This is a genomic window from Martelella sp. HB161492, assembly GCF_013184775.1.
In the GTDB taxonomy this organism is placed as follows: domain Bacteria; phylum Pseudomonadota; class Alphaproteobacteria; order Rhizobiales; family Rhizobiaceae; genus Martelella.
Genome location: NZ_JAATVV010000017.1, coordinates 93,062 through 105,728, shown reverse-complemented (window position 1 = coordinate 105,728; position 12,667 = coordinate 93,062). Strand labels below are relative to the sequence as shown.

General features: G+C 58.4%; 17 protein-coding genes. 12 read left to right on the top strand and 5 right to left on the bottom strand.

The features are described 5' to 3' along the window. The coding region (locus HCK86_RS23990) for a hypothetical protein (RefSeq protein WP_210260005.1) at positions 1-223 on the top strand (223 nt) is incomplete at its 5' end. Positions 224-368: 145 nt separating this feature from the next. Here the strand turns inward: HCK86_RS23990 and HCK86_RS22215 are convergent. The 4 genes from HCK86_RS22215 to HCK86_RS22200 all read right to left on the bottom strand — a co-directional run bounded on the left by HCK86_RS22215 (position 369) and on the right by HCK86_RS22200 (position 2,284). After that, positions 369-1,112: a hypothetical protein gene (locus tag HCK86_RS22215; protein ID WP_176086677.1), complete on the bottom strand. Its 744-nt coding sequence runs from the start codon at positions 1,110-1,112 to the stop codon at positions 369-371. 188 nt (positions 1,113-1,300) lie between these two features. After that, positions 1,301-1,597, bottom strand: coding sequence for a HigA family addiction module antitoxin (locus tag HCK86_RS22210; RefSeq protein ID WP_176086676.1), 297 nt, complete (start codon positions 1,595-1,597; stop codon positions 1,301-1,303). Further along, positions 1,594-2,082, bottom strand: coding sequence for a DUF2442 domain-containing protein (locus tag HCK86_RS22205; RefSeq protein WP_176086675.1), 489 nt, complete (start codon positions 2,080-2,082; stop codon positions 1,594-1,596). Before HCK86_RS22205 ends, HCK86_RS22210 begins: the two co-directional genes overlap by 4 nt. After that, positions 2,057-2,284: a DUF4160 domain-containing protein gene (locus tag HCK86_RS22200; RefSeq protein ID WP_141151256.1), complete on the bottom strand. Its 228-nt coding sequence runs from the start codon at positions 2,282-2,284 to the stop codon at positions 2,057-2,059. The genes HCK86_RS22205 and HCK86_RS22200 overlap by 26 nt, the downstream gene beginning before the upstream one ends. 78 nt (positions 2,285-2,362) lie before the next feature. On the opposite strand from HCK86_RS22200, the gene HCK86_RS22195 reads away from it, so the two are divergent. The 11 genes from HCK86_RS22195 (at position 2,363) to HCK86_RS22145 (ending at position 11,398) form a co-directional block, all read left to right on the top strand. Continuing rightward, positions 2,363-2,956 (top strand): tail assembly protein, encoded by a 594-nt coding sequence (locus HCK86_RS22195; RefSeq protein WP_176086674.1) that lies wholly within the window; start codon positions 2,363-2,365, stop codon positions 2,954-2,956. 15 nt (positions 2,957-2,971) lie between these two features. Further along, the gene (locus tag HCK86_RS22190) at positions 2,972-6,172 is read left to right on the top strand and encodes a phage tail protein (RefSeq protein WP_176086673.1); all 3,201 of its coding nucleotides are present in this window, start codon (positions 2,972-2,974) and stop codon (positions 6,170-6,172) included. After that, entirely contained in the window at positions 6,169-7,224 is a 1,056-nt protein-coding gene (locus tag HCK86_RS22185) for a hypothetical protein (protein WP_176086672.1), read from the top strand. Before HCK86_RS22190 ends, HCK86_RS22185 begins: the two co-directional genes overlap by 4 nt. Next, the gene (locus HCK86_RS22180) at positions 7,225-7,458 is read left to right on the top strand and encodes a hypothetical protein (protein ID WP_176086671.1); all 234 of its coding nucleotides are present in this window, start codon (positions 7,225-7,227) and stop codon (positions 7,456-7,458) included. After that, positions 7,455-7,703, top strand: coding sequence for a hypothetical protein (locus HCK86_RS22175; RefSeq protein ID WP_176086670.1), 249 nt, complete (start codon positions 7,455-7,457; stop codon positions 7,701-7,703). Before HCK86_RS22180 ends, HCK86_RS22175 begins: the two co-directional genes overlap by 4 nt. A gap of 12 nt (positions 7,704-7,715) precedes the next feature. After that, a complete protein-coding gene (locus HCK86_RS22170) occupies positions 7,716-8,063 on the top strand; it encodes a hypothetical protein (RefSeq protein ID WP_176086669.1) in 348 nt (115 codons plus the stop codon). An 84-nt stretch (positions 8,064-8,147) separates the two neighbouring features. Continuing rightward, on the top strand, positions 8,148-9,218 hold the full coding sequence (locus HCK86_RS22165) for a hypothetical protein (protein ID WP_176086668.1): 1,071 nt from the start codon (positions 8,148-8,150) through the stop codon (positions 9,216-9,218). A gap of 11 nt (positions 9,219-9,229) precedes the next feature. Then, positions 9,230-9,568, top strand: a complete 339-nt coding sequence (locus tag HCK86_RS22160) for a hypothetical protein (RefSeq protein ID WP_176086667.1) — start codon at positions 9,230-9,232, stop codon at positions 9,566-9,568. A gap of 124 nt (positions 9,569-9,692) precedes the next feature. Beyond that, on the top strand, positions 9,693-10,643 hold the full coding sequence (locus HCK86_RS22155) for a peptidoglycan-binding protein (protein WP_176086666.1): 951 nt from the start codon (positions 9,693-9,695) through the stop codon (positions 10,641-10,643). Next, positions 10,640-11,062, top strand: coding sequence for a hypothetical protein (locus HCK86_RS22150; RefSeq protein ID WP_210260004.1), 423 nt, complete (start codon positions 10,640-10,642; stop codon positions 11,060-11,062). Before HCK86_RS22155 ends, HCK86_RS22150 begins: the two co-directional genes overlap by 4 nt. A gap of 12 nt (positions 11,063-11,074) precedes the next feature. Then, positions 11,075-11,398 carry an aminoacyltransferase gene (locus tag HCK86_RS22145; RefSeq protein WP_141151226.1) on the top strand — a complete coding sequence of 108 codons (324 nt, stop codon included), beginning with the start codon at positions 11,075-11,077 and terminating at the stop codon, positions 11,396-11,398. A 30-nt stretch (positions 11,399-11,428) separates the two neighbouring features. On the opposite strand, the gene HCK86_RS22140 is transcribed toward HCK86_RS22145, so the two are convergent. Further along, the gene (locus HCK86_RS22140; protein WP_176086665.1) at positions 11,429-12,505 is read right to left on the bottom strand and encodes a DUF4917 family protein; all 1,077 of its coding nucleotides are present in this window, start codon (positions 12,503-12,505) and stop codon (positions 11,429-11,431) included. Positions 12,506-12,667: the final 162 nt, after the last annotated feature.

Genomic DNA, 12,667 nt, shown 5'->3' with positions numbered 1-12,667 from the left:
GTTTGAAATCGTCACTGAAATTCGATTTGCTCATGGTCGCCTTCTTACCTCATTTTTAGGCAGGAAGGTGTCTACAGTTCCCGGGGCTATTCAGACTGGTTATCGGGAACTTCTCTCGATGTTGGAAGATATTGCTGTCAAAGGTTTAGCCGAGCTTCGTGCAGTGAATCCAATAACCCGCGGGCGCGCCCCTGAAGCAATTGAGCGCGATGAATACCCCTGACAGCTTTCTGGAAATGCTCATTTGGCCCAAATGACTGACATTAAGGCATATCGCCAACCGATCGCCTTGGAGGCGATAACAGAGCATTAAAGTTTATAGGCCCATCAGAAAACTGGCGTTCCAAACCTCGTCGAGGCTACCAAAGTTAGCCTTCTAGCATAGGATAGGCTACGGGATCGAGTTCGCCATTCAATCTGTAGCGTAAATACCGTCCGAGCAGCAACCACGCTCGATGCGCCGTCTCTTGGTTGGTGGCCGCATCGACCTCGATCCTGTCTCCATGCCGAGGTGCCTTGGAAACCTCCGAGAGCAACCTCACGTAAGCCTCATTCACACGCAAAGCCCGCCTCAAATTGCTCCATTGTTCCTTTCGCTCGACGTCTGGTGAGATTAGACGCGCAAGGCTGTCGGCCACCCTGCCGCAGGCCGTTGGCGAATAATGGGCCTTTCCGAGTGTCATCAATATGTCGGACAGGACAAGTCGGCACTTGAGATCCGAGAAGCAAATATCGGAGAGGGCCTCCAGATCATCCTCGGTGAAGTCGTGCATAGCGGCGAGCGATCGGTCGGCGAATACGTAGCCCCGCACTTCGCCGTTAGGAAGAATGACCCTGTCGAGGCTCATCGAGTACGGAATGCCTTTTATGAATCCGGCGGTCTCAACAAATGTTTGGGCGACGTCCCAAGCCACTAAAAAAAGGTCGCTTGCAACCTCCTCATTGACAACCGATGTGGTAACCAGGACACGAACCCGGCCCACAAACACGATCACCTCATACCCGACCTCGGGCGTAGATTCTGTCTCCTGCCGTAGAAACTTTGGTCGGTAGTCCAAGGTAAGCGGAGCTGCCGCTGGTTCGATTGTGCCCTCGTAGATCAGTGTTTGCATTTCGTTCTCTCGCCAGTCAGCCTACAAACTCGATCAGGATCGCTTATACTTCAAGAGTTCTATTCGTAAGAAATTATCATGGCACGTAGTGCGCCCAGGTTGCATCAGAGCTATGAACGTCTCCTTATGGGGACTACCGATTCGGTTCTGAACGTCTGATTTTGAAGGCGCGAGGCCGACATTCCGTCTCACACCACTTCAATCTGCGGAATGGCCTCAATCTCGTCCACCAGCGCCGCTGCCTGAACCATGATGCCGTGGCTCGCCTGCAGGTTCAGCCAGAATTCTGGCGAGGTGCGGAAGTGCCGTGCCAGTCTCAGGGCGGTGTCGACGGAAAGGGTGGTCTGTTCGGCTGTGATTGCTTCGATCAGGGGCTGAGGAACGCGCAGGGTCTCAGCCAACGCGGCTGCGGTCATGCCGAGCGGTGCCATATAGTCCTCGCGCAGGATCTCGCCGGGATGCACCGGGGTTATGATGTTCGTCACGATGCGTTCCTGCCAGGCTTCTGGTTGTGCTCCAGCAGATAGCGGACGGCAAAGCTGACATGGCGCGGGATCGGGCGGTCCTTGGCGTAATAGGCGACCTGCCGGCGCGAAAGTTCAAGCGCGCTCGCCATGCCCTCCTGGGTCTGGCCGAGTTCCTTCATCGCCCTGCAGAAATCTTCATTGCTGAATTCTGCCGGCGGCAGGGCTTCCAGCCACATCGCCGAGAAATCGAGTTCGTCAGTCCACTCGATGGCATTACGATATTCGCTGATCCTGAAGGACCTGAACAGCGCATCGTCATCGCGAAGCGGCTTGTAGAAGCGGCGGCTTTCAAGCGCTGGCGCAAGGTCAACGATCTTTTCCGTTCCGTCATCGAAACGGACAAACAGCTTGCGGCCCTCACGTGGCTCGACCCGTTCAAGCCGGGGGAGCCGCTTGCCGACCGAGATAATCTCGTCATCACGGGTTGAGGCGGTTCCACGCATTGGTGAGTTGCTCCCTGTTTTTCTCTGCCCATTCCAGGGCGACCCTCAGGCTCTTCCTGTCCATGCTGCCGACCATGATCTCAAGGCTTTCCATGAGGATCGCCGCTTCGTGATCCGGGGTGATCACGTGGAAGTGGGGCGGGTTGTGGTCGTCGGCGTAAACCTGAATGGCGATGTTTCCGAGTTTGATGATCGTCGGCATTCCGGTCCCCGATTGATGGCTCGAATATAGTGCACCACGTGCACAAATTCAACGATGATTTATCTGCGGGAGGATCCCATGCGTAACATCCATCTCCATGGCGATCTCGGCCGCCGGTTCGGGCCGGTGTTCCGGCTCGATGTCGCAAGCGCGGGTGAGGCGGGGCAGGCGTTGGCGGCGGTGCTGCCGGGGTTTCGGGCCTATGCGATGGAACGGAATTTTCGTGTGATCCGCGGGCCGGTCGAGGGCGGTATTCCGCTGGGGCAGGGGGATCTCGATTTCAGGCTGGGGGCGGCCGATCTGCACATCGTTCCGGTGCTGGCGGGTGCTGGCAATCGCGGCCTTGGCAAGATCGTCGCGGGTGTGTTTCTTGTCGGGGCGGCGTTCTTTTTGCCCGGTTCTTTGACTGGGCTTGGCGTGCTGGGCACCACGGTCGGCGGGGCGATGAAGGGCCTCGGCGTGGCGCTGGCCCTGTCGGGGCTGGGGCAGATGCTGTCGCCGTCTGCGAAGACCAGCAGTTCCAGCACGGAGGATCAGTCCTCCTACCTCTTCAATGGCGGTGCGAATGTGACCACGGAAGGCGGTCCCGTGCCGCTCGTTTATGGCAAGGGCTTTCGTGTTGCCCCGGTGCTGATTGCCGCCGGGCTTTCCACCGAAGACGCCGCACTCTGACAGACGGGATATCCCATGCAACATATGCGTATTGCCGGGCGCGGTGGCGGCGGCAAGAGCGGCAAGTCGTCGTCTTCTGCCGGCTATAGCGAGGCACCGAACAGCCTGCGCTCGAAACAGACCATGCGGTTGTTGTTCCTCGTTGGCGAGGGTGTGACCGGTGGGCTGATCAACGGGGCGAAGTCGATCCACCTTGATGACGTGCCGCTGCAGAATGATGATGGCAGCTGGAACTTTGACGGTGTCGGCTATGAGACCCGCAACGGCTTTCCCGATCAGGCGGCCATGGCCGGCTTTCCCGCTGTCGAGCGTGAGGAGGGTGTCGGGGTCGAGGTCAAACAGGATCTGGCGATCACGCGGGCGGTGACGGATCTGAGTGCCACGGCGGTGCGGGTGTCGATCCAGGTGCCGCAGCTGATCTATACCGATCCCGACAATGGCAATGTGAAGGCGAACAGCGTTGATATCGCCATTGATCGCCGGACCGAGGATGGCACATGGGAAGAGGCCCGCACCGATACGATCTCGGGCAAATGCACCTCGCCCTATGTGAGAGCCTACCGGATCGCGCTTACCGGAACCGGGCCGTGGTATATCCGGGTTCGGCGGATCTCGGAGGACAGCAACGGCACCACCAGCAACAACCAGACCTACTGGTCAAGCTATACGGTGATCGAAGACTATCAGCTGACCTATCCCGACAGCGCCATTCTCGGCGTCACACTCGATGCCTCACAGTTCGGATCGGGGTCGATCCCGACGGTGACAACGGACTGGGCCGGGATCGAGGTCGCTGTGCCTTCCAACTATGACCCGGACGCCCGGACCTATAACGGTGTCTGGGATGGGACGTTCAACACGGCTGTCACCGATAATCCGGCCTGGATCTTCTATGACCTGGTCGTCAATGATCGCTATGGGCTTGGCCAGTATGTCGATATCGATCAGGTGTCGAAATGGGCGCTTTATGAGATTGCCCAGTGGTGTGACGGTTCGGTGCCTGATGGCTTCGGCGGATATGAGCCGCGCTACACCTTCAACGGCGCGATCACCTCGCGCGATGAGGCGATCAATGTTCTGACCGCCATGGCCGGTGTCTTCCGGGGCGTGGTCTATTGGGGTAGTGGCGCGGTGACGGCCGTGGCTGACAAGCCGTCGGATCCGGTGAAGCTGGTGACACCGGCCAATGTGGTTGATGGCACCTTCTCCTATCAGGGATCGGCGCTTTCGGCCCGGCATACGCAGGTGCTGGTGCGCTGGTTTGATCCTGAGAACAATTACAATCCGGCGATCGAGGTGGTCGAGGACACCGAAGCCGTCTCACGCTATGGCGCCCGGCAGACCAATGTCCAGGCGATCGGCTGCTGCTCACGCGGGCAGGCGCATCGCTATGGCGACTGGCTGCTGGATACCGAGCAGAATTCGACCGAAGTCGTCACCTATCGCGCCGGGCTTGATCATGCTGACGTGGCGCCGGGTGACGTGGTGCTGATCGCCGATCCGTCCTATGCCGGTGTGCGCTATGGCGGGCGATTGAAGGCGGTGGCGGATGATCTGACTGCAGTCACCATCGATGCGGCGGTGACGCTCAAAGGCGGCGACAGCTACACGATCACCGTGGTCATGGCAGACGGGTCGCTTGCTGATCGCACCGTCACCAACGGGGCCGGTGAGACCGATGTGCTGACTTTGTCATCGGCGCTTGATGGCCGGCCGGTTGCCGGTGCCATGTGGATCCTGACGGGCACGGATGCAGCACCACGGCCGTTCCGGGTTCTCTCGGTCACGGAAAACGACAAGCACCAGTTCGATATCGCAGCACTCGAATATGACGCCACCAAATGGGCGCGGGTGGAAGAGGGGCTTCAGCTTGAGAAGCCATCCTTCTCGACCTATCCGACCGGCCCGCTTCTGCCGCCGTCAAACCTGAAGGTGGCGGAATATCTCTATCTCGCCGGTGGGCTCACCGTGCGCGGTGCGGTGACGATCGGCTGGTCGGCGCCGGATGATGCAAGGGCAACGCTGTTCCAGGTGCAGTATCAGGAACAGGGCGGGATCTGGCTCGATGTCGGCTCGACCTCGGGCGTTTCGATTGACCAGCAGGATCTCGATGCCGGCATGTATGCCTTCCGGGTGCGCTCGGTCTTTGCCGCGCTGAACCAGTATTCGGCATGGGTGATGCTGGAAGGCCAGCGGCTCGAAAGCATCTATGCGCCGCCGGATAATGTCGACGGGTTTCGGATCTCGATCCTCGGCGATATCGCGACATTGCGCTGGGATCCGGTCGCGGCGCTGAACCTGTCGCACTACATCATCCGCTATTCGCCGGATCTGACCAATGTCTCCTGGGCCTCCTCTGCAATCCAGCTGCCGCATGTCGATGCGACAAGCGTGCAGATCCCGACGCGGCCCGGCACATACCTGATCAAGGCGGTCACCCGTCAGGATGTTGAAAGCAGCAATGCCGCGATCATCACCACCTCGGTTGGCAGCGCTGCGACCAATGCGGTTGAAAGCTTTGTCGAACAGCCGGGCTGGAGCGGGTCTTTCGACAATTGCGTCGCAGAATCTGCCGGGCTGCAGCTGGCGCCAACGGGAACCAACACCGTTGTCGAAAGTGGCACCTATACCTCGGCCCGCACCATCGATCTCGGTGCGGTCTATACCTCACGGATCACGCCGATCCTGTCGGTCTATGGGCAGGATCTCGATGACACCATGTCGAAATGGCCGGTGCTGATCAATCTTGAGGGCATGGTCGGGGCGGATGCGTCGAAGTGGAGCGCCATCATGGAAATGCGCAGCACCGAGGATGATCCGGCAGATACCGGGGCAACATGGTCTGACTGGGAAGAGGTGATCACCGGCGATGTTGTCGCCCGTGGCTATCAGATGCGGATCCAGCTTGCGAGCACCGACAGCAACATCACCCCGATTGTCGCACGGGCCGAACTCACCGTTGATATGCCCGACCGCATCATCTCGGGCAACGACCTGGTGGTCGGCACATCCGGGCGGCGGATTGATTTTGATCCGCCCTATCACGGCATGACCGGCTTCTCGATCTCGGCGCAGGGGCTGGCGACCGGCGACACTTACGCGATCACCGCCAAGAGCAAGGCGGGGTTTACCATCATCTTCAGGGATCAGTCGGGCAATGCGGTGACGCGGAGCTTTGACTTTGTCGCGACCGGTTACGGAAAGGCGAATGCATGACGCAGGCAACAACCAAAACAATCGATCCGGCCGTCACCAACGGATCGCAGCTGGCCGCCAATATCAACGACTGGCGCACGGCTGAACTCTCCATGCATAGCGGTGTTGCCCGGCCATCCTATGCCACGGCCGGCATGATGTGGATCAGCACCGCGTCATCGCCCTGGGTGCTGAATGTGTTTGACGGAGCCAGCGATACGCCAATCGGCACGGTTGATCCGTCAAGCCATGTCTTCACCGTCACCGGTGGCACGGCCTTCACCCGTGATCTTCTGACGGCGAGTGATGCGGCTTCCGCCCGCTCAAAGCTTCAGATCAGCACCAACTATCTGCCGAATACGGGCGGAACACTGACCGGCCAGGTGACCAGCCGAAGGCAGCAGAGCGACGGAACAAACTTCTGGAATGATGCTGTCTATCTCGTCCTGCAGGATCGCGGATGGATCGACAACGACAATTACCGGGCGTGGTTCCAGGTCACCGAGGTGACCGGCTCGAATGTCCACCTCGACCTCGGTCTTTATGGCGGGCAGGGGCGAAAGACATGGGAGTTCCGCGAGGATGGCGGTGCCTATTGGTGGGGGCCAAGCCAGATTGACACCGGTAGCGTCAATCTGCGGCTTACGGGCGATAGTTCCGGCTATGGCAAGCGGCTTCATATCGAAGAGCGCGGCAACAGCGACGGCCCGCAGATCATGTACAGCAAGAACGAGGCTGGCTGGTGGTCGCATGGCATGAAGGTCGGGACCGACGGCGAGAAGGCCAACTTCGTCTTCTACTGGGATGGCAATGCCGGCCAGTGGGGAAACCAGACCTTCATGATCTCGACGGAAGGCTATCTCTGGGCCTCGCAATATGGCTGGCTGCATGATCGTTTCGTCGGCCATGGACAGCAGGTCTATGCCTTTGACGATCTCTATGAGTTTGGCCGGGTGGCGTCCTTCTCCTCGTCCGGCTCGCCCGTCGATCTTCCTGACGATTATGTGCTGACCGGGCTGCGCCAGCAGGGTGACTATATCTATCTGCGCGGCCGCAAATTGAGGGTTGGATAAATGGCTTTCAAGTTCACGGCGCATGAGGCCGCCGACATTATCGAAGCGCAGTATCCGGCGCTGAGGAATGGCCGCGACTTCTGGACAAAGCACCCGGTCAGGCGCGGCTCTGCCGAGCAGATCGGCGAGGTCGAGATCACCGAATGGCAACCGGCCGATATCGAAGCGCCGACAATCGACGATCTCGTCACCTGGGCGGCCGCAATGGCGGCCGCTGCGGAGGGCGCGGCATGACAGCACTCGGATTTGCGATCTCGCACTGCCTGCAGCCACCGCGCAATGCAGGCGGACCGCTGATCGGCTTCAGGCTGACGAAGACAGTGACCGAGGCATGGCCGGCAGATGACAACGCCCGGCTCGTCGGTGCGGCTGTCTATGCCTATGCGGCCGAAAGCTTCGCCCTCGACAACAGTTCAACGGCCGCTTGGCCAGACGATGAGACCGGTCGGGTTGTCGGTGTCGTCATTCCAAAATTCTGAAAGGTGTAATCCATGGGTGCACTTGAAATCACCGCGGACCCATCCGGCTATTTTGAAGCGGATGGCATGGCGATCAAGGCAAAGCCGAATGCTCTGCCCGGTGTCTATCCGGTCAGCTGGCGGGTCAATGAGGGTGGCAAATTCTACGGCGGTCAGGATGATCTGACGGTCACGGCCTCGCCCTATGGCGCCGATATGGCCGATGGCAGTCACGGCTGGCCGGGTGTGCTCGCCAACATCAACGCTGCGCTCTATCGCCAGACGGTGCTGGCTGCGGGCAGCATTCCGGCCGCGAATAGCAATGATATCTGGTATCCGGCGCCAGTCGCCGGGCTTGATGAAATCCTGCTGACCGATTAGCTGGACGAGGCGACCTATGTTGATAGCGACAGGCTGATCCAGACGGCAGCGGCCGATACGGCCCGGCTTACCTTCAAGAATGGTTTGCTGCAGTTGCTGGTCGAGGGGCAGTCTACGAATGTCGTGACGCGGTCCAGCCCTACAGCGGCGCTGCCGTGGAACGACGGGGCTGTGAGTAACGGCATCACCGTGACAGTTGTAGGCTATGGCATGCTCGGCGACATGCCTTATGTCGACTACGCGCTTACCGGAACAGCAACGGCCAATCAGTGTGGTGCTTTTGCCCAGACCGGCCTTTCGAATGCCGCTGCGACCGCTGGCGAAACATGGACTGCGAGCATCTATACGCAGCTGATCAGCGGGGAATGGCCGGACGGGATCATTCTCGGCTCCGGCGTTTACGAGCAACAGGACAACACATATCTGACGGGCACCGGTCCCGGTGAGGTGCCGGTGGCCAGCCTGACCCGCCTGTCGCGGACACGCACCCTGACCGAGGCGGCGACCAATCTTGTCCGCTCGGCAATCCAGGTTGCGAACATGACGGCAGGCGTGACCACGTTCAAAGGTCAGGTTGTCCGGCTTGCCGGATGGTCGCTGGAAAAGAAGCCCGGCCCGACTTCGCTGATCCAGACGCTGAGCGACGCAGCTGTCACCCGTGGCGCTGACGAAACCACGCTGTCGGACAAGGCGACTGCGATGCTGAACCGCGATCAATGGACGATGCTGATTGACTTCGTGCCGTCGAATGCCAGGGACGACGATTATAGCCGTATTATTGAGATCGTTGGCTCAGGTGGTGTCGCAAGCAATAGGATTTCTCTCCACAGAAACGCGGTGAATAATGCGTGGACTGGAACCATCCTGAGCGGAGGTACCGTAAGCGGCGTGATGGCCGTGCTGGATACCCTGTATAGTAGCGGGCAGCGGGCAAGGGCCGTCCTTCGTCGGGACGGCGATACGGTATCTATGAGCATCGACGGCGGTGCCATTGCTTCCACAACGCTAACTGACGGCTATCCCACACTAACGGATGGCAGGATCAGCTCTGGTGTAACCGGTGGAAACGCAATGGACCTGCTCCTGAACGATTTCCTTATGTGGCCCGGCGCTATTACGGATGCCGAAATGCTCACATGGAGCACACAATCATGAATGACATTTGGATGAGATTTGATGATGAGACCGCCGCGCTCGCGGCTCTGGCTACGGCCGGAATTGTTCCTGTCGCCGATGAGGCGGGCAACTCCGCACTGTCGAGCAAGTCCCGGCTTGCAGACGGCACACGCTTCGGCCTGTCAATCTGCGGGCAGGGGACCGGAACCATTTACGAGCCGACCGGCGACCTGGTCACCGGCACGGATGAAGACGGCAATCCAATCGAAACTGAGGGCCGGGCGCCGGTACCCGGCTATCACATCAATATGCGCTTTGACGGTGATGTGCCGGCAGGCCTTGCCGGTTTCGATATCGCACCGCAAACCCCGGCTGAGCGCTTCGCCTGAGGCGAGAACATGCGTTCTTATCTCTGATCTGGCGCATGTAAACGTGACCAATCCGGCAACGGAACACGAACAGACCATGCCGGTCTTTTCCTGACCATTTTACTACTCCTTGAGGACCATCAAAATGACTGTGACCACGGTTTCCAGCCGGGGCGCTGCCTTTGTGCGCCTGCATGAAGGTTGCCCCACGACCGCCTATCTCGATCCCGTCGGCGTGCCGACCATCGGGCCGGGCTTCACCATGGCCTCGCCCTACTGCAAGGCCGAGCTTGAAAAGATCGGGATCACCTCGCTTGTTCCCGGAAAGACGAAAATCGCGACGAAAGACTGCGACCGGATCCTGCAGGTGGTGCTGAACACCGGCTATGGCAAGGAAGTCGTCGCGAACTCGCCGGATGATCGCACGCAAGCCCAGATGGATGCCGGGACCTCGGCCGCCTATAATCTCGGTGGCCGCGTCGTCTCCAAATGGCAGTTCGGCAAGCTCTGGCGGGCGGGCAAGCTGAAGCAAGCCGCCGACTATCTCGGCAGCCATTATAACACCGCCGGCGGCAAGCGGCTGCCCGGCCTGGTGCGAAGGCGCAAGGAAGAGGCGCGGCTGTTCGAAAAGGGCATCTATACCGGTGTCGACACGGCGGCACCCGCGCCTGAGGGCGTGCCCCGTCAGGTCACGGCAAAGCCTGCCGTCACCGCTGATCCGGTGGTGAAGGAAGCGCAGGAATTGCTGACGGCGCGCGGCTTTGATCCGGGTGCGATTGATGGCTGGTTCGGGCAGAAGACAAAGGCGGCGGTGCTCGCCTATCAGATAGCGCACCCGCATCTCGTCAATGACGGCATTATCGGCCCGGCAACACTCGCCCAGCTGCGCCGTGATGCCAAGGCCATCAAGGCGGCGGCCGCCAAATCCGGCGCCTCTGCCGCCGCTGCCAGTGCCGCCGCCTGGACGGCAGGCCTGCCATGGGGCTGGATTGCGGCCGGTGTCGCCGGGGCGGCCATCCTCTGGTTTGCGTGGAAATACCGCGACATTCTTGCCCGCCGCATCAATACCATCACCGGTCATGAGGTAGAGGTATGATTGCAGCCCTCCTCTCGTTTCTGGTGAAGATCGGCGCTGGCGGGATCCTCGACAAGGCGGTGGCGCTCATGGAAAGCCGCGCCGCCGCGGCAACCGATCAGAAGAAGATCGAAGCGGATCTGACGGCCGAATATCTGAAACAGGTGATCGAAGAAACCCGGACGCTCGCCGATCTCAATGCGAAAAAGCTCGCGGTCCCGTGGTTCTGGATCTTCGCCGCGCTCTTCCTTGTGCCGCTGGCCATCTGGTGGGCGGCGATCTGCCTCTACAACATGCTGTGGTGTCCCGACTGTGTCTATGCGCAGGCCTGGACGATCGCCGCTTTCCCGGCCCCGCTCGATCAGTGGGCCGGCAACATGATCCAGTGGGTCTTCTATATCGGCTCCGGCGTTGCCGGGCTGCGGGCAATCCTGAAATAGCGGGGCATCAACATGACGGTCGATCTGGCGCGGCAGCTGGGCGAAGTGCAGGGCAAGCTTGATGCCCTGATCCAGAAGGTGGATGAAAACAGCGCCAGCCATTCGGATATCCATCACCGGCTCAACACGGTCGAGCACCAGAACGAACGCTTGCTGGAGCAGAACCGGGCGCTATCCGAGCGCCTCGGCGAAACCGAGGAATTCGTCGCCGAGTATCAGAAGATCAAGCAGATTGGCCGCGGCTACATCCTCGGCGCTGCCATGGCCGGAACGGGGTTCGGCGTGTGGCTCTCCGACGGGCTTATGCAGATGCTGCGGGCGCTGAAGGGAGGGTGAGGAAACTCGAGTGAGTTCTAAATCTGCCCCTTATCCCCAGACTTCTGCCGATGCTGCATCGAAGTAGTCTATCTTCAAAGCAGGTATTGAGTGGTGCCTCAAAGCGGCAATGCCGTCGACACGGGAACGAATTTCGACATTTGATCTATCTGATGGATCTCCATAAAGGCTTACAAATAGATGAGAAATTTTGCCGTAACCAATCAAGTTTAGGATGTGCGCATCGTTGTCAGCGAAAGAATGGCCGTACACGAAGAGGGCCGTACCATTTCTAGCATTGGCCTGGCATACCGAAGCATAGCTTTTGTAACAGTGATGTAGGTAGGCGCTATGCTGGATTTTCGCTAACTTGCTTCTACTGTTTCCTTCAGCAACAAACACGGGAAAGAGGTTCTTACCAAGGGCTTCGTTAGCCTGCGTGACGAGCGTTTTTCCTGTATTTATCCATGTGTATTTTTGAAGTTGATAACCTGCGTCAAAAAGATGGAGTGCACCATGTAGGTAATGAATGTTTTGGCCGTGAGCAGCCCTTTCCCCCTGCCACTCGACGTAGGTTGCATCGTCGTTGGTGCGATCTGTACGAAAACCATCGTCGTGTTCGAGTGAAATCTGATCCGCCTCACCATTTTCTTCGTGCATCAAGGCCCAATACAATAGAAGATCATAGTTCATGGTATAGATTTTACCGCCAACACCATGACCGACAAAATTGCTTAAGAAAGCGCGGCATGCAGCATATCTTGCGTCGTCGATATCGCTCGGAAGGGAAGGGTGTCGTCCCGCAACCGCTTGTATCAAATTAGCCTTTAGGTTCTCGGCGTCATGTATAAGCTTATCTTTTAAATTGGTCGAGGTTTTATCATAAACACTGAAAATTGCAGAAGCGCTTTGAAGAGCACGAATTACTTCTTCAAAATCTTGAGTTTGTAGGGCTTCAAATATGCGGATAACCTCCGTAGACATATTTTTTTTGGCAACTTCAAAAAGAGATCCGTAGGAGAAAATGTTTCTCTTGCAGGCAATACTAAAGCCGTTCCCGATTAGTAGATGCCTCTTGTTGTATTTTTTGGAAATCTCAAGCGCTCTTTGGAAATTAATTGTTTCCATAGTTTTAATCGAAACCCTCTTAAATTTGATATTTGTGCTGTTCCATGATTTCACATTTAAGTCCACCTAGTAGAATAGGTGAATTGAGAGGAAATAGCGTTGAGACGCACGAAATATCTGCGGCCTGACTGGCGACAATTTCTATTATAGAGCAAAATAATG

Coding starts and splice junctions, on each gene's coding strand:
- HCK86_RS22215 (WP_176086677.1), bottom strand. CDS start 1,112: ATGCAAACACTGATCTACGAGGGCACAATCGAACCAGCGGCAGCTCCG.
- HCK86_RS22205 (WP_176086675.1), bottom strand. CDS start 2,082: ATGCGTGGAACCGCCTCAACCCGTGATGACGAGATTATCTCGGTCGGC.
- HCK86_RS22200 (WP_141151256.1), bottom strand. CDS start 2,284: ATGCCGACGATCATCAAACTCGGAAACATCGCCATTCAGGTTTACGCC.
- HCK86_RS22195 (WP_176086674.1), top strand. CDS start 2,363: ATGCGTAACATCCATCTCCATGGCGATCTCGGCCGCCGGTTCGGGCCG.
- HCK86_RS22190 (WP_176086673.1), top strand. CDS start 2,972: ATGCAACATATGCGTATTGCCGGGCGCGGTGGCGGCGGCAAGAGCGGC.
- HCK86_RS22185 (WP_176086672.1), top strand. CDS start 6,169: ATGACGCAGGCAACAACCAAAACAATCGATCCGGCCGTCACCAACGGA.
- HCK86_RS22180 (WP_176086671.1), top strand. CDS start 7,225: ATGGCTTTCAAGTTCACGGCGCATGAGGCCGCCGACATTATCGAAGCG.
- HCK86_RS22175 (WP_176086670.1), top strand. CDS start 7,455: ATGACAGCACTCGGATTTGCGATCTCGCACTGCCTGCAGCCACCGCGC.
- HCK86_RS22170 (WP_176086669.1), top strand. CDS start 7,716: ATGGGTGCACTTGAAATCACCGCGGACCCATCCGGCTATTTTGAAGCG.
- HCK86_RS22160 (WP_176086667.1), top strand. CDS start 9,230: ATGAGATTTGATGATGAGACCGCCGCGCTCGCGGCTCTGGCTACGGCC.
- HCK86_RS22155 (WP_176086666.1), top strand. CDS start 9,693: ATGACTGTGACCACGGTTTCCAGCCGGGGCGCTGCCTTTGTGCGCCTG.
- HCK86_RS22150 (WP_210260004.1), top strand. CDS start 10,640: ATGATTGCAGCCCTCCTCTCGTTTCTGGTGAAGATCGGCGCTGGCGGG.
- HCK86_RS22145 (WP_141151226.1), top strand. CDS start 11,075: ATGACGGTCGATCTGGCGCGGCAGCTGGGCGAAGTGCAGGGCAAGCTT.
- HCK86_RS22140 (WP_176086665.1), bottom strand. CDS start 12,505: ATGGAAACAATTAATTTCCAAAGAGCGCTTGAGATTTCCAAAAAATAC.